The 23253-nt window shown below is 72.0% G+C and carries 24 protein-coding genes; 16 read left to right on the forward strand and 8 right to left on the reverse strand.

Annotation, left to right across the window (positions count from 1 at the left end; genetic code table 11):
- Positions 1-43: 43 nt before the first annotated feature.
- Positions 44-1327 carry a sensor histidine kinase gene (locus tag IW248_RS28040; RefSeq protein WP_196929348.1) on the forward strand — a complete coding sequence of 428 codons (1284 nt, stop codon included), beginning with the start codon at positions 44-46 and terminating at the stop codon, positions 1325-1327.
- A gap of 24 nt (positions 1328-1351) precedes the next feature.
- Positions 1352-2035, forward strand: a complete 684-nt coding sequence (locus IW248_RS28045; protein WP_030329696.1) for a response regulator — start codon at positions 1352-1354, stop codon at positions 2033-2035.
- Between the two features lie 380 nt (positions 2036-2415).
- Here IW248_RS28045 and IW248_RS28055 read toward each other — a convergent pair whose 3' ends face one another.
- Positions 2416-3213, reverse strand: coding sequence for a DUF3109 family protein (locus tag IW248_RS28055; RefSeq protein ID WP_124817992.1), 798 nt, complete (start codon positions 3211-3213; stop codon positions 2416-2418).
- A gap of 79 nt (positions 3214-3292) precedes the next feature.
- On the opposite strand from IW248_RS28055, the gene IW248_RS28060 reads away from it, so the two are divergent.
- Both IW248_RS28060 and IW248_RS28065 read left to right on the forward strand, forming a co-directional pair.
- Positions 3293-4237 carry a Ppx/GppA phosphatase family protein gene (locus IW248_RS28060; protein ID WP_124817988.1) on the forward strand — a complete coding sequence of 315 codons (945 nt, stop codon included), beginning with the start codon at positions 3293-3295 and terminating at the stop codon, positions 4235-4237.
- A 75-nt stretch (positions 4238-4312) separates the two neighbouring features.
- Positions 4313-5119 carry a sugar phosphate isomerase/epimerase family protein gene (locus IW248_RS28065; RefSeq protein WP_124817989.1) on the forward strand — a complete coding sequence of 269 codons (807 nt, stop codon included), beginning with the start codon at positions 4313-4315 and terminating at the stop codon, positions 5117-5119.
- Between the two features lie 31 nt (positions 5120-5150).
- On the opposite strand, the gene IW248_RS28070 is transcribed toward IW248_RS28065, so the two are convergent.
- From IW248_RS28070 to IW248_RS28080, 3 genes are read right to left on the reverse strand one after another with little or no spacing between them, the layout of a single operon-like run.
- A complete protein-coding gene (locus IW248_RS28070) occupies positions 5151-5738 on the reverse strand; it encodes a CGNR zinc finger domain-containing protein (RefSeq protein ID WP_196929349.1) in 588 nt (195 codons plus the stop codon).
- Between the two features lie 18 nt (positions 5739-5756).
- Positions 5757-6923, reverse strand: a complete 1167-nt coding sequence (locus IW248_RS28075) for a glutathionylspermidine synthase family protein (protein WP_196929350.1) — start codon at positions 6921-6923, stop codon at positions 5757-5759.
- 1 nt (position 6924) lies between these two features.
- The gene (locus IW248_RS28080; protein ID WP_307788271.1) at positions 6925-7197 is read right to left on the reverse strand and encodes a hypothetical protein; all 273 of its coding nucleotides are present in this window, start codon (positions 7195-7197) and stop codon (positions 6925-6927) included.
- A gap of 107 nt (positions 7198-7304) precedes the next feature.
- Here IW248_RS28080 and IW248_RS28085 point away from each other — a divergent pair, with 107 nt between their 5' ends.
- The 9 genes from IW248_RS28085 to IW248_RS28125 all read left to right on the forward strand — a co-directional run bounded on the left by IW248_RS28085 (position 7305) and on the right by IW248_RS28125 (position 16316).
- Entirely contained in the window at positions 7305-8225 is a 921-nt protein-coding gene (locus IW248_RS28085) for a proline dehydrogenase family protein (RefSeq protein ID WP_196929351.1), read from the forward strand.
- A 110-nt stretch (positions 8226-8335) separates the two neighbouring features.
- Positions 8336-9625, forward strand: coding sequence for a hypothetical protein (locus IW248_RS28090; protein WP_196929352.1), 1290 nt, complete (start codon positions 8336-8338; stop codon positions 9623-9625).
- Between the two features lie 40 nt (positions 9626-9665).
- Positions 9666-11048 carry an efflux RND transporter periplasmic adaptor subunit gene (locus tag IW248_RS28095; protein ID WP_196929353.1) on the forward strand — a complete coding sequence of 461 codons (1383 nt, stop codon included), beginning with the start codon at positions 9666-9668 and terminating at the stop codon, positions 11046-11048.
- Positions 11045-12004 carry an ABC transporter ATP-binding protein gene (locus IW248_RS28100; protein WP_307788273.1) on the forward strand — a complete coding sequence of 320 codons (960 nt, stop codon included), beginning with the start codon at positions 11045-11047 and terminating at the stop codon, positions 12002-12004. Before IW248_RS28095 ends, IW248_RS28100 begins: the two co-directional genes overlap by 4 nt.
- On the forward strand, positions 12001-13185 hold the full coding sequence (locus tag IW248_RS28105) for an ABC transporter permease (RefSeq protein WP_196929354.1): 1185 nt from the start codon (positions 12001-12003) through the stop codon (positions 13183-13185). Before IW248_RS28100 ends, IW248_RS28105 begins: the two co-directional genes overlap by 4 nt.
- Positions 13186-13397: 212 nt before the next feature.
- The gene (locus IW248_RS28110; RefSeq protein ID WP_007465625.1) at positions 13398-13607 is read left to right on the forward strand and encodes a helix-turn-helix domain-containing protein; all 210 of its coding nucleotides are present in this window, start codon (positions 13398-13400) and stop codon (positions 13605-13607) included.
- Positions 13608-13877: 270 nt separating this feature from the next.
- Positions 13878-13979 (forward strand): 30S ribosomal protein bS22, encoded by a 102-nt coding sequence (locus IW248_RS28115; RefSeq protein ID WP_007465623.1) that lies wholly within the window; start codon positions 13878-13880, stop codon positions 13977-13979.
- Positions 13980-14101: 122 nt separating this feature from the next.
- Complete coding sequence (locus IW248_RS28120) at positions 14102-15178, forward strand: NAD-dependent epimerase/dehydratase family protein (protein WP_196929355.1); 1077 nt, start codon at positions 14102-14104, stop codon at positions 15176-15178.
- A 256-nt stretch (positions 15179-15434) separates the two neighbouring features.
- Entirely contained in the window at positions 15435-16316 is an 882-nt protein-coding gene (locus IW248_RS28125) for a lysophospholipid acyltransferase family protein (RefSeq protein WP_124819110.1), read from the forward strand.
- A 23-nt stretch (positions 16317-16339) separates the two neighbouring features.
- On the opposite strand, the gene IW248_RS28130 is transcribed toward IW248_RS28125, so the two are convergent.
- The 3 genes from IW248_RS28130 to IW248_RS28140 form a co-directional block, all read right to left on the reverse strand.
- Positions 16340-17209: an HAD family hydrolase gene (locus IW248_RS28130; protein WP_196929356.1), complete on the reverse strand. Its 870-nt coding sequence runs from the start codon at positions 17207-17209 to the stop codon at positions 16340-16342.
- A gap of 126 nt (positions 17210-17335) precedes the next feature.
- Positions 17336-18214, reverse strand: coding sequence for a DUF5667 domain-containing protein (locus IW248_RS28135; RefSeq protein WP_372432740.1), 879 nt, complete (start codon positions 18212-18214; stop codon positions 17336-17338).
- Between the two features lie 279 nt (positions 18215-18493).
- Positions 18494-19450 carry an ECF subfamily RNA polymerase sigma factor, BldN family gene (locus IW248_RS28140; protein ID WP_196929358.1) on the reverse strand — a complete coding sequence of 319 codons (957 nt, stop codon included), beginning with the start codon at positions 19448-19450 and terminating at the stop codon, positions 18494-18496.
- A gap of 586 nt (positions 19451-20036) precedes the next feature.
- Here IW248_RS28140 and IW248_RS28145 point away from each other — a divergent pair.
- The 3 genes from IW248_RS28145 to IW248_RS28155 are packed head-to-tail and all read left to right on the forward strand — an operon-like array spanning position 20037 to position 22571.
- Positions 20037-21644, forward strand: coding sequence for an AMP-binding protein (locus IW248_RS28145; protein ID WP_307788280.1), 1608 nt, complete (start codon positions 20037-20039; stop codon positions 21642-21644).
- Positions 21634-21888 carry a glutaredoxin family protein gene (locus IW248_RS28150; protein ID WP_030329740.1) on the forward strand — a complete coding sequence of 85 codons (255 nt, stop codon included), beginning with the start codon at positions 21634-21636 and terminating at the stop codon, positions 21886-21888. Before IW248_RS28145 ends, IW248_RS28150 begins: the two co-directional genes overlap by 11 nt.
- A gap of 20 nt (positions 21889-21908) precedes the next feature.
- On the forward strand, positions 21909-22571 hold the full coding sequence (locus IW248_RS28155; RefSeq protein WP_196929360.1) for an HAD family hydrolase: 663 nt from the start codon (positions 21909-21911) through the stop codon (positions 22569-22571).
- Here IW248_RS28155 and IW248_RS28160 read toward each other — a convergent pair.
- A complete protein-coding gene (locus IW248_RS28160; protein ID WP_030329744.1) occupies positions 22552-23205 on the reverse strand; it encodes a response regulator transcription factor in 654 nt (217 codons plus the stop codon). The genes IW248_RS28155 and IW248_RS28160 overlap by 20 nt on opposite strands.
- Positions 23206-23253 lie beyond the last annotated feature (48 nt).

Genomic DNA, 23253 nt, shown 5'->3' on the forward strand with positions numbered 1-23253 from the left:
TTCTGTGTGGTAGCCAGGTTAACAATGACCCTACGATCGCCGGGTGGAGTGGGCAGTGGCGGTCGTGGTGGCCCTGGCATTGGTGGCCGGGATGGCCGCCGGTCTGCTGCTGCCCCGATTCCTGCCGAGGCGGGACGGTCGCTCCACGTCGACGGGGAGCGTCAGCTTCCGCTGGAGCAGGGGGAGGCCCGCGATCGCCGACGAGCAGCAGGCCGGGCTCGGCCGCAGGACGATCGACTCACTCCGGGCCGGTGTCGTGGTCCTGGACAACGACGACGTCCCCGTGCTGATCAACCCGGCCGCCCGCGCGATGGGGCTCCTGCGCACCGGCAGCACCCCCGGCTCGATCGCCGCGCACCCCCTGATCCGTACCCTTGCCGGCCAGGTGCGACGCACCGGCGTGCGGCGCGAGATCGAGCTGGACCTGCCTCGGGGTCGCGACAGCGCGGGGGAGAACCCGCTCGGCGTGCACCTGCGGGCGATGGGTCTCGGCAACGGCTTCGTCGCGGTCGAGGCGGTCGACGTGACCGAGTCGCACCGGCTGACCCGGGTACGACGCGACTTCGTGGCCAACGTGAGCCACGAGCTGAAGACCCCGATCGGGGCCCTGCAACTGCTCGCCGAGGCGTTGCTGGACGCGACCGAGCCGGCCGACGCCGCAGCCCCCGACCTCTCCGAGGACCTGGTGGCCGCCCGCCGGTTCGCCGAACGGATCCAGCACGAGTCGACCCGGTTGGGTCGGCTGGTGCAGGAGTTGCTGGAGCTGACCCGGTTGCAGGGGGCTGAGCCGCAACCACCACCGGAGCCGGTCGCCCTGGACTGGGTGATCGCCGAGGTGGTCGACCGGACCCGCACCACAGCCTCCGCCCGGGGTGTCACGGTGACCGTGGACGGGGCGCGCGGCCTCACCGCGTACGGCAGCGACTCTCAACTCGCCACGGCGGTGGCGAACCTCGTGGAGAACGCGATCAACTACTCGGGCGAGGACACCACGGTGCGGGTGACCCTCCGCGGCGACGACGAGCACGTCGAGGTCGCCGTCTCCGACCAGGGCATCGGTATCGCCCCCACCGACGTGGACCGGATCTTCGAGCGGTTCTACCGGGCCGACCAGGCCCGCTCGCGTGCCACCGGCGGCACCGGGCTCGGCCTGGCGATCGTGAAACACATTGCGAGCAACCATGGCGGACGGGTCGAGGTGTCGAGCACTCTTGGTGGTGGATCGACGTTCACCCTCCGGCTGCCCGCCAGTCCACCGGATGACCTCCTGGCGACACTGCCGCCGGTTGGGATCGAGTCCGGTCCGGCTGGGCTACGGCAGGTCTGACAGCAAATGGAAAGGAAATCCCCGTTGAGCCGCGTTCTCGTGGTCGAGGACGAGGAGTCGTTCTCCGACGCCTTGTCGTACATGCTCCGTAAGGAGGGCTTTGAGGTTTCGGTCGCCGCGACCGGCACCGACGCCCTCACCGAGTTCGACCGGACCGGCGCCGACATCGTGCTGCTCGACCTGATGTTGCCCGAGATGTCGGGGACCGAGGTCTGCCGGCAGTTGCGGCAGCGCTCCGCCGTGCCGATCATCATGGTCACCGCCCGGGACAGCGAGATCGACAAGGTGGTCGGGCTGGAGATCGGCGCCGACGACTACGTCACGAAGCCGTACTCGCCGCGGGAACTGGTCGCCCGGATCCGGGCGGTGCTGCGCCGGCAGAGCCCGGAGGTGGCTGAGGCCGGCGCGCCGACGCTGGCCGCCGGCCCGGTGCGGATGGACATCGAGCGGCACGTGGTGACCGTCGACGGCGGGGCCGTGCAGCTGCCGCTGAAGGAATTCGAACTGCTGGAGCTGCTGCTGCGCAATGCTGGCCGGGTGCTCACCCGCGGCCAGCTCATCGACCGGGTCTGGGGCGCCGACTACGTCGGTGACACCAAGACGCTGGACGTGCACGTCAAGCGGCTGCGCTCCAAGATCGAGCCGGAGCCGTCAGCGCCGCGCTTCATCGTGACCGTCCGGGGTCTGGGCTACAAGTTCGAGCCGTGATCGGCGTACCCGAAGGGGGCCTGCGCTCGACGCAGGCCCCCTTCGGCCTGTCCGCGCTTGCTCGGCGAGCCAGTTCCGAGAACTGAGCCACCTGAGCGCCGGGGAGGGGAGTCCGTTGGTGCGGCCCTTTGGAGCTGATGTCACAAACGAGTCATTCGCCGGCGTCGTCGAGCAGGTGTCGTAGAGCCAGGTGTCGTCGAGCCAGGTGTCGTCGAGCCAGGCGTCGTCGAGCCGATGCCGTAAACGAGTCAGCTCCAAAGGCGTTCCACCCGACGCCCGGCTCCTTGTCCGCGGCCGCTGTGGCGTCGCTCCGTAGGCGGGCGAGCAGTGCGGCGCGGCGCGGATGATCTCGTGCGGGAGGCCGCCGAAGGCCGAAACCGTTAGATCTCGTCGGCCGGGTGCGGGGCGATCATGCCCTGCTTCGTCCTGGTCGCGCACAGCTCGGCCAGCCGCTCGTAGGCGGCAGCGCCGATGAGGGCGGTCAGCTCCGGGGAGTACGACAGGTACATCGGCTCGGTGCCGACGTGCGCGTCAGTCGAGGAGGTGCACCACCAGTCCAGGTCGTGCCCGCCGGCTCCCCAGCCCCGACGGTCGAACTCGGACAGGGTGGAGACCAGCACCTTGCTGTTGTCCGGCCGCTTCACCCAGTCCTGATCTCGGCGGATCGGCAGCTGCCAACAGACGTCCGGCTTGTATTCCAACGGGTGCACCCCGTCGCGCAGCGCCTGCGCGTGCAGGGCGCAACCGCCCCCGCCGGCGAAGTCGGCGTCGTTGAGGAACACGCACGGGCCGTCGGCACCCTGGGTGGCGGTGCGGCGGGCCGGGCTCTTGCCGTCGATCGTGTCCTCGTCGGTCCAGTTCTTGAACCCGCGCCGGAAGTGCTGCCAGGTCGACGGGGTGAGCCGCCGGACCGCGTTGCGAACCCGCTTCTCGTCGTCCGAGTCGGTGAAGAACGCCCCGTGTGAGCAGCAACCGTCGGCGGCCCGGCCGGCGATGATGCCGTGGCAGCCCTTGCCGAAGATGCAGGTCCAGCGGGAGAGCAACCAGGTCAGGTCGGCCCGGATCAGGTGCGTATCGTCGGCCGGGTCGGTGAACTCGATCCATTCCCGAGGGAAGTCCAGCGGCACCTCGCGGCTGCGCGGGTCACCGGGGTCGTCCACCAGCACACGGAGCTCCATCGTCACTCGGCCCAGCCTACGCGCGGTGACGTCCGCAGGCCGGTGAGCCGCGCAAACGTGTTGCCCTAGGGTTCTCACCATGCGACTGGGTGTACTCGATGTCGGATCCAACACGGTGCACCTCCTCGTGGTGGACGCGCACCACGGCGCGCACCCGTGGCCGGCGCACTCCGAGAAGGTGGTGCTCCGGCTGGCCGAGCAGATCGGCCCCGACGGCGCGCTGACCGAGGCGGGTGCGGACGGCCTGGTCAAGGCCGTGAGCATGGCCAAGGCGGCCGCCGCCGGGCTGGAGGCCGACGACCTGATCGCGTTCGCCACGTCCGCGGTGCGGGACGCCACAAACGCGGCCGACGTGCTGGCCCGGGTGCGGGACGAGACCGGCGTACGCCTGGCGGTGCTCTCCGGGGCGGACGAGGCGCGGATGACGTTCCTGGCCGTACGGCGGTGGTTCGGCTGGTCGGCTGGTCGGCTGCTGGTGCTGGACATCGGCGGTGGCTCGTTGGAGATCGCCGCCGGCATCGACGAGGACCCGGACGTCGCGGTCTCCCTGCCGCTCGGGGCCGGTCGGCTGACCCGTGAGCGGCTGCGGGTCGATCCGGGCAGCACGGCCCCGCCGTCGGCGGAGGCTGTCGACAAGCTCCGGGAGTACGTGGACGGCCGGCTGGACAAGGTCGTCGACCAGATGACGGAGGTGGGCTGGGGTCGGGCGGTGGCCACCTCGAAGACGTTCCGCACCCTGGCCCGACTGGCCGGCGCGGCCCCGTCCGGTTCCGGGCTGTGGGTGCGACGCAGTCTGACCCGGGCCGGCCTGCGGCAGGTCATCGGCTTCATCCGGCACATCCCGCCGGCGCAGTTGATGGAGCTGGAGGGGGTCAGCACGGGCCGGGCCCACCAGTTGCTGGCCGGTGCGGTGGTCGCCGAGGCGGTGATGCGCCGCCTGGATCTGGACTCGCTGGACATCTGCCCGTGGGCGCTGCGGGAGGGCGTCATCCTCCGCCGGCTCGATCAACTCGAACCGATCTGACCCGGCTGCCGTTTTCGGTCGTTTTGCCGGCGCTCGTCACGATGCCCCGGGCGCTGCCGGGCTACGCTGGCTGATGTGACTTCCCGCGTTCCCGTGCTCCTGTCCAGCTCGTCGGTCTTTCCCGAGCCGACCGCGGCGGCGTTCCAACTGGCCGCGGCGCTCGGCTACGACGGCGTCGAGGTGATGGTCTGGACCGACGTGGTCAGCCAGGACGCGGGCGCGCTCCGCGGCCTCTCCACGCACTACGGCGTCCCGGTGCTCTCGGTGCACGCGCCCTGCCTGCTGGTCACCCAGCGGGTGTGGAGTCCGGACCCGTGGGAGCGCCTGCGCAAGGCCGCCGAGCTGGCCGAGACGCTGGGCGCGCCGACAGTCGTGGTGCACCCGCCGTTCACCTGGCAGCGGGACTACGCGCGCAACTTCGCCGAGGGTCTGGCCACCGTCGCGGACCGGTTCACCGGGCTGCGCTTCGCCGTGGAGAACATGTACCCGGTGCGGATGGCGGGTCGGCAGTTCGTCCCGTACGTGCCCGGCTGGGATCCGACCGACGCCGGCTACCCGTCGTACACCCTGGATCTGTCGCACTGCGCGGCCTCGCACAGTGACCCCCTGGAGATGGCCGACCGGATGGGCGCCGGGCTGGCGCACGTGCACCTCGGTGACGGCACCGGCGAGGGCCGCGACGAGCACCTGGTGCCCGGGCGTGGCACCCAGCCCTGCGGGGAGCTGCTCTCCTCGTTGGCCGGCCGGGGTTTCACCGGGGCGGTGGCGGTGGAGGTCGCCACCCGGGGCGCGAAGAGCCGCGCGGTGCGCGAGGCGGACCTGCGCACCGCGCTGGAGTTCGCCCGCCAGCACCTGACCGCGTCGTCACCTGTCGACGCCTGACCCGTCCGCCCACGACGGGGCGGTGGCGGTGTCAGCTGACCGGTGAGAGGGAGTCGACGGCGGAGGTCGGCTGCGGGGCGACCGGCGCCTGCTCGCCGACCGCCGCCCGCTTACGGGCCCGGTGGGCCGCGACGTGCGAGCGGGTGGCGCAGCGCTCCGAGCAGAACCGCCGGCAACAGTTGGACGACGTGTCCAGGTAGACGTTGCCGCACCGCTCGTCGGCGCAGACCCCGAACCGGGCGCTGCCGTACTCGCAGAGCCAGACCGACAGCCCCCAGACCGCGCCGGCCAGGTATTCGGCACTGACCGAGGCGCCCCGACTGGTCACGTGCATGTGCCAGTCGCTGGAGTCGTGCCCGGAGATGCGCGGCTGCACCGGAAACGCCTCAAGCAGCGCGTTCAGCTCGGTGACCGCCTGGCCGTCCCGCCCCGAGGTGCCGTACTCGAAGACGTCGCGCAGCCGTTTCTGCGCCCGGCGGAAAATCGCGACGTCCCGGTCCGCGACCTCGTCGCGCATCCAGGCGTTCTCGTCGGGGAAGAGGGCCCGCAGGTCGTCGAGGTCGTCCAGGCGGGCGTTGACCAGGTCAACGCCGGTCCGGGCGTACGCGTCGAAGTTCACGCCCCAACGGTAGACGACTCAGGGGGTGCGCGGCGCGTCGATGTAGTGCGGAAGGAACCGGGCGTAGCCGTCGGTGATCAGACTCGCGCTCTCCCGTACGCCGACGCCTGCCGACTCGCCGTCGACGACCCAGCTGCCCAGCACCATCCGGTTGCCGGCGAACTGCGGCAACGCCCGGAACTCCTGGTAGCACCAGCCCTCGTCACCGTAGATCCCCGGGTTGGTGATTTCTTCCTCGGCGGTGACGATGCGTACCGAGCCGCCCTCGCGGCCGAGCAGTGGCTTGGCGACGTACTCCGGCATCCCCCGCGGAGAGTCGAGGTACGCCGGGAGCAGGTACTCGTGGCCGGGGTACAGCTCCCAGAGGACCGCGAGCAGCGCCTTGTTGGAGAGCAGCAGCTTCCAGGCCGGCTCGATCCAGGTGGTCGGGGTGCCCGGCGCCAGGGCCGCCGGCCCGTACGGCTCGGCCAGCATCCACTCCCACGGGTAGAGCTTGAAGCAGGTGGTCACCGGGCGGTCGTCGGCGTCAACGAAGCGCCGGCCGTCCCAGCCGATCTCCTGGATGGGCTGGAGTTCGACGCTCAGGCCGGCCTGTCGGGCGGTCTCGGCGAGGTAGCCGGCGGTCATGTGGTCCTCGCCGGACTCCTCCTCGTTCGACCAGAGCACGTGCACCCGGGGGTCGTGCAGCCCGGCGCCGATCTTGGCCCAGGCGCCGACCAGCCGCTCGTGCAGGCTGTTCCACTGGTCCAGCTCCGGCCGGGTCTGCTCCAGCCAGTACCACTGGATGATGCTCGCCTCGACCAGCGCGGTGGGGGTGTCCGCGTTGTACTCCAACATCTTCGGGGGCCAGGTGCCGTCGTACGCGAGGTCGAAGCGCCCGTACAGGGTCGGTGGCGCCTCGCGCAGCGACCGGGCCACCGCCTCGGCCGCCCACTCCGGGATGCCGAACTCGGCGTACCGGCGCTGTGCCACCACGTGCTCGGCGGCGGCCACCGACATCCGGTGCAGTTCCTCGGTGGCCTCCTCCAGCCGCAGCACCTCGTCCAGGTCGAAGACGTACGCGGCGGTCTCGTCCCAGTACGACATGATCCCGCCGTCGGGCAGCTCGGTGTCGACGTAGACCAGCCCCTGCGACCGGATGGTGGCGTCCCAGTCCGGGCGCGGCGTGACCGTCTCGCGGCGCATGTCAGCCGCCGCAGGCGGCGAGGTGGGTGCCGAACCCGCCGCGCTCGGGCAGTGCCGCGGTGGTCGGCTCCGGGGCGGTGCGACCGGCGGCCGGGTCGGTGACCCGCATCGCCAGGGCGACGGTCTCGCCGCCGCCGACCGGCCCGAGGGCGCAGTCGTCGTCATCGTCGTCGTCCGAGGTCATGTTGCAGCCGGAGAGGGCGAGCGCGAGGGCGGTGAGCGCGCCGAGTTGCACGGAGGCCGACCGGAGCCGGCGGCGGGGGCGTTGGTCCACGGCATCGTTGTAGCCGATCGACGCCACCGCCGCCGCCCCGCCCCCCGGTTGGAGGTGCCCCCGCCGCCCCTCGGCGGGGGCACTGGCAGGGGCGTTACGCTCGGCTCATGCTCCGTTCCGTCATCCTCGCCGCCTCCCGGTCATCCCAGGTCGAGCGGCTCGTAGCGACCGCCCCGTACACCCGGGACGTCGTCCGCCGGTTCGTCGCCGGCGCCGCCACCGACGACGCGTTGCGCGCGACCCGCGAACTCGTCGACGACGGCCTCGCGGTCACCCTCGACCACCTCGGTGAGGACACTGTCCGCCCCGAGCAGGCCACCGCCACCCGGGACGAATACCTGAAACTGCTGAAGATGCTCGCCGCCGCGGGGCTCACCCCGGCCGCCGAGGTGAGCGTGAAGCTCTCCGCCCTCGGCCAGATGTTCGACGAGCAGTTGGCGTACGACAACGCGCGGGCGATCTGCGCGGCGGCCGACGCGGCGGGCACCACTGTCACCCTGGACATGGAGGACCACACCACCACGGACTCGACGCTGGAGGTGCTGAGCCGGCTGCGCAAGGACTTCCCGTCGACCGGCGCGGTGCTCCAGGCGTACCTGCGCCGGACCGAGTCGGACTGTCGGGAGCTCTCCTCAGCCGGGTCGCGGGTGCGGCTGTGCAAGGGCGCCTACAAGGAGCCGGAGTCGGTGGCGTACCAGTCGGCCCGTGAGGTAGACAAGTCGTACGTCCGCTGCATGAACATCCTGATGTCCGGCGACGGGTACCCGATGCTGGCCACCCACGACCCTCGGATGATCGCGATCGGTGAGGACCGGGCCCGGTGGTTCGACCGGGGGCCGGAGCGCTTCGAGTTCCAGATGCTCTACGGCATCCGCCCCGAGGAGCAGGCCCGGCTGGCCGGTGAGGGCTACACCGTGCGCACCTACGTCCCGTACGGCGACGAGTGGTACGGCTACCTGATGCGCCGGCTCGCCGAGCGCCCGGCCAACATGGTCTTCTTCGGCCGTGCCCTGATCTCCAAGAAGTAGTTCTTCCCGGTTCGGCCGACGGGCCGGCGGCAGCCCCTCGGGTCACCGCCGGCCCCGATCGGCCCGGGGCGGCCTCGCCGCATCCAGGTAGTGGTCGTACCCTTCGGCGGGTGACTGACGAGGTGCAGCAGCCAGCACCGCGGCGGCTCTGGCCGCTGTGGACGGTGCTCGTGGTGGTCGTCCTGCTGCTGGGCTGCGGCCTGCCGGCGGCGCTCGTCGTTGGAGTGATCCGGGAGACAGGCGCTCGCCCCACCGTCAGCCGGGTCGGCACCTCGACGGCCGACGATCCGGCCACCGCCGTGGCCCGCGGATTGTCCGACCGGATCACCGCCCAGCTTCACCGGCAGTCCGCGGCACTCCTCGGCGGCGACCGCCCCGGGTTCCTCGCCGTCGCCGATCCCGCAGCCCACAACGACCTGCGCCGGCGTTTCGCCGCACTACGCGAGCTCAAGGTGACCGGCTGGCGAGCCGAGCCGAGTGGCCTGCCCGTGCCGATCATCGGCAAGCCCGGCGAGTGGCGGCTGCTGGTGCGCTTCCAGTACTGCTTCGTCACGCCGAACTGCCGGCCCAGCCCGGTGCTGATCGGCACCCGGTGGCGGGAGAACGGTGACCAGCCCCGGATGGTCGCCATGGAGGAATCCAAGTCGGTGGAGACCGGCACCCGGCCGTGGGAGATCAGCGACCTGGCGGTCGCCATCGGCGCGCGGACCATCGTCGCCACCACCCCGGCACTGCGCGGCAAACTGCCCGGCCTACTCGCACAGGCCGAGGCCGCGGCGACGGTCGCCGACGGGTACGCGGTTACCGGCTCACCGCCGGACCGATACCGGATCTTCTACGCCGGGCGCACCGAGTGGCAGCGCTGGTACGGCGGCGAGCGCCCGGAATGGACCGGCGGTTACGCGGTGACCGTGGGCGGCGGGCACCACGAGGTGGTGCTCAACGCCGAAGGGCTCTCGAACAGTGGCACCGACGACCTGCTCCGGCACGAGCTGACCCACGCGGCGTCGTTGCCGGAGCGCGGCTACCCGGGCAAGCTCACCTGGTGGTTGGTGGAGGGCCTGGCCGAGTTCGCCGGTGCCGGCGGCCAGGCGGTCGACCGGTACGAGGGGATCGCCGACGTGCGCAAGATGATCCGGGGCGGCTGGGACGGCAAGTTGGAGGGCGTCAACCCCGCCGACGATGCCTCCGCCGAACGGGTCGCCGCCAGCTACGGCATCGGCTACCTGGCCGTTCGGCACCTCGTCGACAGGTACGGGCCGCTGCGGCTGCTCACCTTCTTCAAGACCGTGGTGCACGACGGTAGGACCATCGACGCGGCCTCCGAGAAGGCGTTCGGTGAGCAGTGGTCGACGCTGCACGACGAGTGCGTGGCGTACATCCGCGCCACCGCCGCCTGACGCAGCTAGGGGGCGGTGCGGCGGTGCGTACCATCGATGGGTGCGCCGTCCTCAGTCACCACGGCCCGCCAGCACCACGCGGCCCCGCCTGCTCGTCGCCCTGACCGCCGTCGTCGTCCTCACCGCCACCACCGCCGCCTCGTGCGGCGACGAAGATCCCGATCTCGCCCTGGCGTCGGCCGCCCGCAACCCGGTCACCGAGGTGATCGACGCCCCGGCCACGGTGGCCGCCCGCGCCGCCGCCACCCTCACCGCTCCCGCCGACGGCACCCTGGCCAGCCTGCGCGTCCAACCCGGACAGCGGGTCAAGCGCGGTCAGGTGCTGGCCGTGGTCGACTCACCGAACGCGCAACAGCGCCTCCGGCAGGCGAAGGAGGCGCTGACCGCCGCGAAGCGCGCCGGCCGAGGCGTCGGAGCGGGCAGCCTGACCAGCAGCCGACGCGGCACCGACAAGGCCGCCGACGAGGCGTTCGACGCGGCCCGCAAGGCCGCCGAGAAGATCGCCGACCCGCAACTGCGGGACGCGCTGCTGACCCAGGTGACGTCCGCGCAACGCCAGTACTCGGCCGCCGCGCGCAGCGCCGACCAGGCGGTCCGCGCGGTGCAGCGGGGGATCAACGGGTTGAGCTCAGCCGTCGGCGCGCTCTCCGCGGCGCAACGGCTCCAGGCCCAGCAGGCGTACGACCTGGCGAAGGCGACTGCCGACGCGCTGACCCTGCGCGCTCCGATCGCCGGGGTGGTGCAGCCCGGCGGCACCCGGGCCGCTGGTGGCGCGAACGGCGGCCTGGCCGGGCTGTTGGAGCAGGCCGGTGGGGCCGGCCTCGACCCGTCCGTGCTGGCCCCCAGCCAGGGCGGTCCGCCGGCCGGCGTGGACGACGCGGTCGCGGTCGGCGCTCAGGTCACCGCCGGCACGCCGGTGCTGACCGTGGTGGACACCGGGCAGTTGGGTCTGCTCGCCGAGGTGGACGAGACCGACGTGCTGTTGGTCAAGGCCGGCGTGCCGGCCACTGTCGAGTTGGACGCCGTCACCGGCGCCAGCTACGACGCCGTCGTCCGGTCGGTCGACGTGCTGCCCACCAGCTCCGCGCAGGGCGGGGTCACCTATCGGGTACGCCTCGCGCTGGGCGCCGGGAAGCTGGCCGAGGACGAGCCGGCCCCGACGCCCCGCCCCGGCATGAACGCGATCGTGCACCTGCGGGTACGCGAGGCCGTCGACGCGGTGACAGTCCCCGCCTCGGCGGTGTTCTCCGCCGACGGCCGGGACGCGGTCTGGGTGGTCCGTGACGGTAAGGCGGACCGGGCGTCGGTGACAGTGGGCGTCCAGGGGTCCGACCTGGTGCAGATCCTCAACGGCGTGCAGCCCGGCGACGAGATCGTGGTGCGCGGCGCCGACCAGGTCCGCGACGGCCAGGAAGTCCGGTGACCGAACCCGCCGTGGCGGATCCGCGCGGCGACCGGCCGGCGGGGGAGCGCGTTCCGGCCATCGAGGCGGTGGACGTGTCCCGGACGTACCAGCTCGACGGGGTGTCGGTGGAGGCGCTGCGTGGGGTGTCGCTGACCGTGCAGCCGGGGGATTACGTGGCCCTGGTCGGTCCGTCCGGCTCGGGGAAGTCGACACTCATGCACCTTCTCGGTGGGCTGGACCGACCCACCGGTGGCCGCCTGGTGATCGGCGGGCGGGACGTCAACGCCCTCGCCCCGCCGGAGATGGCGACCCTGCGCAACGAGACGATCGGTTTCGTCTTCCAGGCGTTCCACCTGCTGCCGCGTACCTCGGCGGTGGAGAACGTGGCGTTGCCCCTGGTCTACCGGGGGGTGTCGGCCCGGCAGCGGCGGGAGCGGGCGGCGGCGATGCTCGGCCGGGTCGGCCTCGGGCACCGGCTCGACCACCGGCCCAACCAGATGTCCGGCGGTGAGCAGCAGCGGGTGGCGATCGCCCGCGCGCTGGTCACCGAGCCGACGGTGCTGCTGGCCGACGAACCCACCGGAAACCTGGACAGCGTCACCGGCGCCGCCGTGCTGGAGCTGTTGGAGCAGTTGAACGCGGAGTCCGGGGTCGCGCTGGTGATGGTCACCCACGACCAGGAGGTGGCGGCCCGCGCCCACCGTCGGATCACCATGCGCGACGGGGTGGTCGTGGCGGACAGTACCGCGAACGCACACCGGGCGAGCGCGGACGGCGCCGACCCGCACTCCGCCCATGATCGACCGCTGTCCGTTGATCACGGTCGACCTGCGACACTGGTCCCCGCTCCCAGCGCGGAGCCCCGGTCCGCGTCCGGAAGCGGCCCGGGGCACCCGTCCGGTGGCTCCGGTGGCGCCGCCGGAGCCACCGGGCGCCTTCCGCGCGAGGTCGAGCGGCCCGGAGGTACGGCATGAGGGTCGCGGAGGCGTGGCGGGTGGCGCTGGACGCCCTCCGAGCCAACCGGTTGCGCAGCGCGCTGACCATGCTCGGGGTGATCATCGGGGTGGCGTCGGTGGTCCTGCTGGTGGCCATCGGCACCGGCACCAAGCAGAAGGTCGAGCAACAGGTCGAGGGCCTCGGCTCGAACCTGCTGCTGGTCGTCCCCGGCCGGATCGAGGTGGGCAACGCGCCTGTCGTCTCGCCGCTGACCCTCAAGGACGTGGACGCCGTCACCCGGGTGGTCGGCGACCCCGACCGGGTGGCGGTCACCGTCGCCTCCGGGGCGACCGCACGGGCCGGCGCCCGCTCCGACTTCACCACCGTGCAGGGCGTCCTGGAGACGACCCCGGCGGTGTTCACCCGGTCGCTGGCGCGGGGACGTTATCTCACACGCACCGACGTGGACACCAGCCGACGGGTTGCGGTGCTCGGCGACTCGGTCGCCCGTGCGCTCTTTCCCGACCGGGACCCGCTCGGCCAGCAGGTGGCGCTGGCCGGGGTGCGGTTCCGGGTGATCGGTGTGTTCGCGCCCCTCGGGCAGAGCCTCGGTGTCGACCGGGACGACGAGGTGCACGTGCCAGTGACCGCCGCGCAGCGACTCTGGGGCACCCAGCGGGTCGACGGCATCGCGGTGAAGGCGCCGGACCGGGAGCGGATCGACGAGTTGGGCGAACGGATCGTCGCCGAGCTGAACCGCCGTCACCCGGACACCGAGTTCAGCGCGGTCACCCAGCAGCAGATCCTCGGCGTGCTCGGCGACATCCTCGGTGTCCTCACCGGCGTGCTGGCCGCCATCGCCGGCATCTCGCTGCTCGTCGGTGGCGTCGGCGTCTCCAACATCATGCTGGTCAGCGTCCGGGAGCGGACCCGGGAGATCGGGCTGCGCAAGGCCGTCGGCGCGCGTCCCCGCGACATCGGTGTGCAGTTCCTGCTGGAGGCGGTGCTGCTCACCACGATCGGCGGGCTCACCGGAATGGCGCTGGGCGTGGGAACCGCCCTGCTGGTCGACGCGCTGTCGCCCATTCCGGCCGCGATCACCTGGTGGTCGTTGGCGCTCGCCTTCGGCGTGTCGGCGGTGGTGGGCATCGTCTTCGGTGTGGTTCCCGCGCAGCGCGCCGGCCGTCTCGACCCGGTGGTCGCGTTGCGCACCGAATGAGCAGCGCCGGAACAACCGGACGGCGGACGCGGACGGGCGGATACCGGGAGCACGGATCGGGTGAACCGACCACCGAAACATGATCAGTTGCAGGAAGGGATCGCGCCGGTCACAACCGTCCCGCTACCGTACTGGTAACACGCGCGTCGCCGGCCCGGCCCGGAGCATCCGTCGGATTGGCACGCGCCGGGCATGGGATGGGTCGGTGAGCCATGGCCGGGTCACAGTCCGACGGACGGCTGTCGGAGGTCAAGTTCCTGACCGTCGCGGAAGTGGCGACGGTCATGCGGGTGTCAAAGATGACTGTCTATCGCCTGGTGCACAGCGGTGAGCTCACCGCCGTCCGGGTCGGCCGGTCATTCCGGGTGCCCGAGCACGCGGTGCACGAATATCTCCGGGGTGCTTTTCAGGAGACCGCCTGAGCCACCGCCCCGCCCGCCGATCACCGGCTGACCGGCATCGGTGCGGGTGAGGAGTGAGCTTGCGAGCCCCGCAGTCGCGGACCGAAGGCGGCCACGACGGGGGCGCGTTGGTCCGGCTGACGCCCTCCGGCTACCCTGGAGCCCGACCGAGACCCCACCGGTGCGCCCCGCCGCCCAGACTGGTCCGGTCCGTTGTCCGCAAGCGGTCGCCGTCGCCACCTGCGTGGTGTCATCCGGTCCGCCCCGCACGTTGTATCGAAAGGCTGTCGTATGGGCTCGGTGGTCAAGAAGCGCCGTAAGCGCATGGCTAAGAAGAAGCACCGCAAGCTGCTGCGCAAGACCCGCGTCCAGCGTCGCCGTCTCGGCAAGTGATCGCCGCCGGGCTCAAAGCCCGGCGCTCGGCGTCACTTGCCAAACTGTCGATCTCCGGAGGCTCAGGTGATCAGGCCGTGGTCGTCCCGGCTCGGTCCATCCTGCCGGGGTAGGTGCGTCAGATGACCCCCGGTGGCACCCCAGGTGCTCCGGGGGTCGTCGTCGTCACCGGAGTGGGCCGTTACCTGGGTGCCCACGTGGCGGCCCGACTGGCCGCCGACCCGCGCATCGAACGGGTCATCGGGGTGGACGCACCGGACTCCGGCATCGAGTTCACCGACCTCCTGGACCGGGTCGAACGGATCCGCGTCGACAGCGGTTCGCTCGGGGGACTCCTCGCCGACCTGGACGTCGACGCGGTGGTGCACCTCGCGCTTGTCACCTCACCCGACCCGCAGCACGGTGGCCGGTCCGCCATGAAGGACCAGAACGTCATCGGCAGCATGCAGATGCTCGCCGCCTGCCAGCGGGCCCCCCGACTGCGCAAACTCGTGGTCCGTTCGTCGACCGCCGCGTACGGGGTGTCGTTCCGGGATCCGGCGGTCTTCACCGAGGAGACGGAGCCCCGCGAGGTGCCGCGCGGCGGTTTCGGCCGCGACATCCTCGACCTTGAGGGGTACGTCCGTGGCTTCCGCCGCCGCCGTTCCGACGTCACCGCCACGGTGCTGCGCTTCGCCCCGTTCATCGGCTCGACCGCCGACACCACGCTGACCCGCTACTTCTCGCAGCCGTTCGTGCCGACAGTCTTCGGCCGCGACCCGCGCCTTCAGTTCCTGCACTTCGACGACGCGTTGGAGGTGCTGCACCGGTCGATCGTGGAGGACCATCCCGGCACGTACAACGTCGCCGGCCCCGGGGTGCTGTCGCTGTCCCAGGCGATCCGGCGCGCCGGCCGGGTGGCCGTTCCGGTGCTGGAGCCGGGTCTCTCCGGGGCCGCCGCGCTGGCCCGCACCATGGGTTTCGGCCGTTACGGCCTGGACCAGGTCGACCTCTTCGTGCACGGCCGGGTGGTCGACACCAGCCGGCTCGAGCAGGAGTACGGCTTCACACCCCGGTCGACCGCCGCGGCGTTCGAGGACTTCATCCGCGCCCACCACGGCGGGGTGGTGGTCACTCGGGATCAGTTGGCCGCTGCCGAGCAACTGGTCCTGGACGGCATCCGGCAGGTCCGTTCAGCGGTACGGGAGCGGCGATCGTGAGCGCGAGGAGTGAGCCGGTCTTGCGAGCCCCGCAGTCGCGAACCGAGGTGGTGCTGTGAGTGGCCGGCCCGAGGAGGGGCGCGACCCGCAGTCGGTCGGGCGTTTCGACGTACCCCAGCAGGTGCCCACGCCGGACGCGGAGCCGGCGCGGCGCAACGGACATCGACCGGCCGCGCAGGTCGCGCCGACCCCGACCCCGACACCGACCCCGACGCCGACTCCGCCCCCCACGCCGGTGGACGAGGTCGACGCCGGGATGTCCGGGGGTACCGAGCCGGCGGTTTCGGACCGGCCCGGGGACCACTGGGACCGCAAGGTCGCGAACGGGTTGGCTTTCCTGCGCCGGCGGTTCTCCGGTGACTACGAGGTCGACGAGTTCGGCTTCGACTCGGAGTTGACCGACGCGGTCTTCCACCCGCTGCTGCGGCTGCTCTACCGGGACTGGTTCCGCACCGAGGTCAGTGGGGTGGAGCACGTGCCAGTGGACGGGCCCGCCCTGGTGGTCGGCAACCACTCCGGGACTGTGGCACTGGACGCCCTGATCCTCTCGGCGGCGCTGCACGACAAACACCCGGCCCACCGTTACCTGCGGCTGCTCGGCGCCGACCTGGTCTTCCGGATGCCTGTGGTTTCCGAGCTGGCCCGTAAGACCGGCGGCACGGTGGCCTGCAACCCGGACGCCGAGCGGCTGCTCGGCGGCGGCGATCTGGTGGGTGTGTTCCCGGAGGGCTTCAAGGGCATCGGCAAGCTCTACGCCGACCGCTACAAGCTGCAACGCTTCGGGCGGGGCGGGTTCGTCTCGGCTGCGCTGCGCACCGGCACCCCGATCGTGCCCGTCGCCATCGTCGGCGGCGAGGAGATCTACCCGATGCTCGCCGACATCAAGCCCCTGGCGCGGCTGCTCAAGCTGCCCTACTTCCCGGTCACGCCGACGTTCCCGCTGCTCGGCCCGCTGGGCATGGTGCCGCTGCCCAGCAAGTGGCTGATCGAGTTCTGCCCGCCGATCCCCACCGCCCACCTGACCGACTCGGCGGACGACCCGCTGGTGGTCTTCAACCTCGCCGACCAGGTGCGGGAGACCATCCAGCAGACCCTGCACACGCTGCTGGAGCGACGGCCCGACCCGTTCGGCCCCTAGGACGTCTCAGCCGGCACGGCGTCTCAGCCGGTGCGGCGGCGGCGCTGCAGGGCCAGGCCGGCGGTGACCGCACCGGCGACCAGCCCCGCTGCGGCGGTCGACGGTACGGCGATCTTGACCGCTCGGCGGCCGGTGCGGAAGTCCCGCACCTCCCAGCCGTGCTGGCGGGCCTGCCGCAGCAGGGCGCCGTCCGGGTTGACCGCCACCGCCCGCCCCACCGCGCAGAGCAGCGGCAGGTCGTTCGCCGAGTCGCTGTAGGCCGCGCAGCGGGCCAGGTCCAGCCCTTCCACCGCGGCCAGCTGGGTGACCGCTTCGGCCTTGGCCGGCCCGTGCATCAGGTCACCCACCAACCGCCCGGTGTACGCCCCGTCCACCACCTCGGCCACGGTGCCGATGGCACCGGTCAGACCGAGCCGGGCAGCGATCACCCGACCGATCTCGACGGGGGCGGCGCTGACCAGCCAGACCCGCTGACCGGCGTCCAGGTGACGCTGAGCGAGCTGGTGGGTGCCGGCCCAGATCCGGGGGGCCATCATCTCGTCGAAGATCTCCTCGGCGAGGTGTTCGACCTCGTTGACCCGCCAACCCTCGACGAAGGCCAGCGCCGCCTCCTTGGCGAGGGACATGTCCCCGGCGTGCTCCCGGGCCAGCAGCCGGAAGCGGAGCTGCTGCCAGGCGAATCGGGCCAGGTCGCCGGTGGTCACGTAGTTTCGGGAGGCGAGCCCACGGGCGAACCAGTAGATCGACGCGCCCTGCATCATCGTGTTGTCCACGTCGAAGAACGCCGCGGCGGTCGGGTCGGGTGCGCTGACCGGGGCCAGGTCGGTTTCCGCCCAGCCCGCGGTGTGCCCCTCGGCGTCGGTGCTGACCGTCACCTTACGGCTACGCGCCACGCGATTCCCTTCCTCACCGGTACGACTGATGCTCCCTCGCGAGGGTATCCGCCGCAGACGGTCGACCGGCCGGGCACACAGCGAACTGTGGCGCGGCCGGTCGGACGTGCGGTATAGGGGCGCTGGTCAGCGAGCCCCGGGGCAGGTGCTCGGGGCCGGGCCGAGCGCGTCGCTGGCGGTCGGTGCCGGCAGGCCGCAGGCGATCGCCGCGCGCAGGCCGTCCGAGCGTTCCCGGATGTCGTCCAGCAGCAGCAGCGACCGCTGGGTCCGTTCCCGGTCGACGCGGGTGCTCCCGTCGAGCAGACCGCGTACGGCCCGGCGCTGACTCGCCACGAAGGCGTTGAGGGTGTCCAGGCTGCCCGGCTCGGCTCGTTGCACCGCCGCCGAGGTCAACAGGCGAACTCCCTGCCGGGTGTCGGCGTCCATGTCGTCGAGGACTGCGCTGTAGCCGATCCGGTCACCGCGCAGCTTGGCGGCTTCGCCGAGTCTGGTCCGGGCGAAGTCCAGGAAGAGCTGGCCTCGGCTGATGTCCGAGCTGGCCAGGGCGAGCTGGGCCCGTTCGGTCGAGCGCTTCATGCCGTACAGCGCGTCACCGGGCACCGCGTTCTCGCTCGCGGCGGAGATCCCGGAGACGGCGATGGCTCCGGCGGCGATGCCGACCAGGATCGCGCCCCGGGCTCTGGCCCGCCGGGCGGTGGCCGCCGGCAGTAGCCGGCCGCGGGTGGTCGTGGCGGCGGGTTCGCTGACCGCCGCTGGTGTGGAGCCCAGTCCTTCCCGCTCGGCGGTGGCGAGCAGCATCGCTCGCAGGCCGGTCCGGAAGTCCTGGTCCACCTCGACAGCCGGGGGGTCGACGCTGAGCCGCTGACCCACCGCGACGAGCGGCGCCAGTTGGCCGTCCACACGCGATCGCACGTGGTGTCGTCGAGCGCCGTTGGCCTCGTCGAGAAGCTGCGCGAAGCGCTCCGCGCGCCGGCGGGAGAAGAGGGTGTTGTCCACCGCAGGCACCTCCTCTCGCTGGTCACGGCCGGTCGGCCGCCGTCGTTGCCAGCGACCGGTCGGCAGTGTGACACCACGGAGGTGAGGTGCCGCCGGCATGCCGGTCGGACCTCGGTGCCCGGGCCTGCCGGGACATCCACCGGTCGCACCCGGAGAAACGCGGCGGACCGGGCACGGGTTACGGGCCTGGCGGAGCCGAAATTACAGAAAGTGATGGTCATCACCGGGCGGGACCGACTCTGAGCTGCGCGGACGTTGATCGACGCCCGTCGGTCCCGCCGTAACAAACTACGGCTGGAAGCCGTCGGGCAGCAGTCGGGCCAGGGCGCGGACGGCGCGGTACTGGAGGGCCTTGATGGCTCCCTCGTTCTTGCCCATCGCGCGGGCCGTCTCGGCGACCGAGAAGCCCTGGAGGAAGCGGAGCACGATGCACTCCTGCTGCTCCGGGTTGAGCTGCTTCACGGCGGTGAGGAGCGCGACGTTTGTGATGTGCTCCACCACCGCCGCCTCCGGGCTGCCCTCCGGGCCCCGGTCCTCCCGGTCGGCGTCGAGCACGTCGCCGGTGGTGACCTCCAGCCGGTAGCGACCCGACTTGAAGTGGTCTGCGACGAGGTTGCGGGCGATCGTCACCAACCAGGCGCCCAGGTCGCGGCCCTGCCAGGTGAAGCTGCCGATCCGCTTGAGCGCACGCAGGAACGTGTCCGAGGTGAGATCCTCGGCGAGTTGCCGGTTGCCCACCCGGAAGTAGACGAACCGGAAGACGGTGTCCACGTACCGGTCGTAGATCAGACCGAACGCCGCCGACTCGCCGGCCTGGGCCCGCTCGATCAGCGTCCAGACCTCGGTCGCCGGGTCCGACGGGTCCGGGCGGCTCGGGAAACCGGTCGGGGTGGTGGCGGTGGTGGCCGGCACCGCCGGGATCACAGCTGTCTCACCCGCCGCCGGGTCGGTGGTGACCGCAGGTGTGTCGCTTACCCGACGACCCTGCACGGGCATGCTGGGTCGGGGCGGCACGGCGACCCGACCGCCTGCCGGTTTCGCGTTTCCACCGGGCACCGCGGGCCGCGGCGGTGGTTCGTTATGGTGTGGCCGGCTGCGGATCCGCTGCGCCGCGCCGTCACCCCGCACGACGCCGCCGTGCTGCTCGTCCATTGGGGCGCGAGCCGCTGGTCGCTCGTTGACATGGGAGCGGGCCGGTTGACCGGTCAGGCCGACCGGGCGTTCCGCGTAACCGAATGCGGTCACCGTGTTGCCCCCGTCCCGTCGGTTGCCGGGCGGGCCGGTCTGGGTCTCGTCGGGGCGACCCGACCGGGTGACCGGTCGGGTAGGACGGTCGCGGGGGTTGCCGACGGGCGGCAATTCCCCTGGAGGTGCTGGTCCAATGCGCTCACAGGCACGGGGGCCTCCTCGGGCTGAGGGGTGTCGACTCACGGCAAATGGGGTGACCCGACCCGTGTGATGATAGGGCCAACGTCACCCGCGCGTGGCAAGTCCGTTACACAAGGCGGAAGTATTTCCCGCTCCGTCGCACCGACGCCGGACCGGTTGTCCGTCGTGTGCGATTGACTTTCCGTCGGCACGGTGTTCCAGGGTGGATGCCCAGGTCGGAGGCACGCCACCCGTTCGGCTGACCCGGCGCGCGGGCCGGTCGGACGGGGGCGGTCGAACCGCCCGCGGACGGGGTCGCCCGTCCCATCGACAGGACCCGATCGGATCGCCGGTGGCACACCGGACAGTCCCGTACATGGGACTGTTGCGCTGCCGTCCTCCGGGCCTGGATCGGACCGTTGGGCGTGGCCCGTCGCCGTCCGCTGTGCCAGACTCGATCACCGTGCAGGACGCCTCGGAAAGCCCCGCGCCGAACCTCGCCGACCGGCTCCGCCGGATGGCTCTCGACAGCTCCGACCGGCCCGCGCTGCACTGGCGTGAGCACACCCTCAGCTGGTCCGAACTGGACGCCGCGGTGGACGCCGCCGCCCGCGGCCTGTCCGCCGCCGCGCCACCCACCGACCCCGGCGGTACGCCGCCACGCGTCGCCATCGCACTGCCCAACACGCCGGACTTCGTGATCGCCTGGCTCGGCGCCCTCCGCGCCGGGCTGATCGCCGTACCGGTCAACCCCGGCTTCACCGCCCCGGAGCTGCGGCACGTGCTGGCCGACTCCGGCGCGTCGGTGCTCATCGCCACCGACCGCGTACGGAACCTGGTCGCCGACGTGGCGGCCGAGCTGCCCGCGCTCACCTCCGTGCACGGCACGCCACCGACGGCCGAGTCGCCCGGACCGATGCCCCGCCCTCGACGAGGCGGCACCGACCTGGCTGTACTGCTCTACACCTCCGGCACCGAGGGGTGGCCCAAGGGAGCGATGCTCTCGCACCAGGCGCTGCTCGCCAACCACGAACAGGTCGCGGAGATCGAGCCGCCGGTGGTCGGCCCGACGGACACTGTTCTCCTCGCGTTGCCGCTGTTCCACGCGTACGGGCTCAACTCGGGGCTCGGCGCGGTAGTGCACGACGGCGCGACAGGCGTGCTGCTCGACGAACCAGGCCCGACGGCAGGGCTGGACGAGGTCGCGCGGCACCGGGTCAGCGTGCTGGTCGGCGTACCGTCGATGTTTCTGACCTGGGCCGCCACGGCCACGGCCCGCGCGGCGACCGCGTCGGTGCGGGTCGCGGTCTGCGGCGCGGCACCGCTCGAACCTGCGGTCGCGGCGCGGTTCACGGAGGTCACCGGGCATCAGGTGCACATCGGGTACGGACTCACCGAGACCGCGCCGGTGCTCACCTCCACCCTGGTCGGTGGCGTGGCCAAGCCGGGTTCGATCGGCCGGCCGCTGCCCGGCGTTCGGCTGCGCCTGGTCGGCGCGGACGGGGTGGACCTGTGGCGCGACGGGCTGGCCGTCCCCGACGACGACCCGGATGAGCTGGACATCTCCGACGTGGCGCCGGGCACCGACCCGGGGCAGATAGTGGTGTCCGGCCCCAACCTCTTCACCGGCTACTGGCCGGACGGTCGGGGCGGCCCGGACGCCGACGGTTGGTGGGGCACCTGTGACATCGCGTACGCCGACGAGGACGGCGACCTCTTCCTGGTCGACCGGCTCGGCGAGTTGATCCTGGTCAACGGGTTCAACGTCTATCCGCATGAGGTCGAGCTGGTGCTCGCCGGGCATCCCGGGGTGGTCGAGTCGGCGGTACTGGGTGTGCCGCACCCGCGGACCGGCGAGACTGTGCGGGCGTACGTGGTGCCGGCCCAGGGCCAACCGGTGACCAGCGAGGAACTGCTCGCCCACTGCGCCCGGAACCTGGCCCGGTTCAAGTGCCCGACCGCTGTCGAGTTCGTCGACGCCCTTCCACACTCGGCGATCGGCAAGGTACGCAAGACCCAGCTCCGGTCGGCGCCGCCGACCGACCGCACGGAGGTAACCGATGGCCACTGACGCCCGACTCGCCCTGATCACCCGACCCGGCTGCCACCTGTGCGACGACGCCAAGGCGGCGCTCGACCGGGTGGTAGCGGTCACCGGCGACAAGTGGGTCGAGTGGGACGTCACAGGCGACGAGGGGCTGGAACGCGAGTACGGCGACCGGCTGCCGGTGGTGATGCTCGACGGCAAGGAGCACGGGTACTGGCGGGTCGAGGAGGACCGGCTGCTGCGGGACCTGACCACGCCGCAGCTCTGAGGAGTGCCTAGGGTGCTCTGATGACCTCTGCGCCCCCGCACCTCGTCTGGGACTGGAACGGCACCCTGCTCAACGACCTCAGCCTTGTGGTGTCCGCCACCAATGTCGTGTTCGCGAGCCTGGGCGGGCCGACTGTCACCCCGGACGAGCACCGGGTGCGGTTCCGCCGGCCGATCGCCGAGTACTACGCCGAGGTGCTCGGGCAGGCCGTGGACGACGACGAGTTCGGCCGACTCGACAAGATCTTCCACGACGCGTACCGCACCGGGTTGACCACCTGTGAGCTGGCCGCCGACGCCCGCGCTGCGATGGCGGCCTGGCCGGGCAGTCAGAGTCTGCTGTCCATGTGGTTCCACGAGGAGCTGGTCCCGACCGTGCACACGTACGGGTTGACCAGCCACTTCACCCGCGTCGACGGGCTGCGGGCGACTGTCGGTGGCGGCCGCAAGGCCGAGTCGCTCCAGCTGCACCTCGCCGAGCTGGGCGTGGACGGCGCCTCGGTGGTGCTGATCGGCGACTCCATCGACGACGCCGACGCGGCGCTCGCGGTGGGCGGCCGCGCCGTGCTCTACACCGGCGGGTTCACCGACCCGACCCGGCTGCGCGCCTCCGGTCACCCGGTGGCCGACACCCTCACCGACGCGGTGGCCCTGGCCCGGGAGGTCAGTTCCGCAGATAGGTGAGAACGGCCAGCACCCGCCGGTGCTGTTCGGTGTCCGGCGGAAGGGTGAGCTTGGTGAAGATGTTGCGCACGTGCTTCTCCACCGCGCCGTCGCTGACCACGAGGGCGCGCGCGATGGCGGTGTTCGAACGACCCTCGGCCATCAGGGCGAGCACCTCCCGCTCACGGGGGGTCAGCTCACGCAGCGGGTCGTCCCGGCGACGCCTGGCGAAGAGCTGACCGACCACCTCCGGGTCGAGCACCGTGCCGCCGCCCGCCACCCTGCGCAACGCGTCCAGGAACTCGTCGATGGCGGCAACCCGGTCCTTGAGCAGGTACCCGATCCCGCCGCCGGCACCGCCGGTGGTGGCGAGCAGATCATCGGCGTACGAGACCTCGACGTACTGGGAGAGCACCAGGATCGGGGTACGCGGCACCAGCCGCCGGGCCTCCACCGCGGCCCGCAGCCCCTCGTCGGTGTGCGACGGCGGCATCCGGACGTCGACGATCGACACGTCGGGCCGGTGCTCGACCACCGCCTCGACCAGGGCGTCACCGTCCCCGACGGCGGCCACCACCTGGTGCCCACTTTCGGTCAGTAGCCGGACCAGCCCCTCCCGGAGCAGGACGGCGTCGTCGGCGATCACGATGCGCATGGCTGTGTTGTCTACCACGTCCGGCCCGTCCTGCGGGCTCGGCGCGGT

The sequence above is a fragment of the Micromonospora ureilytica genome, assembly GCF_015751765.1.
GTDB lineage: Bacteria > Actinomycetota > Actinomycetes > Mycobacteriales > Micromonosporaceae > Micromonospora > Micromonospora ureilytica.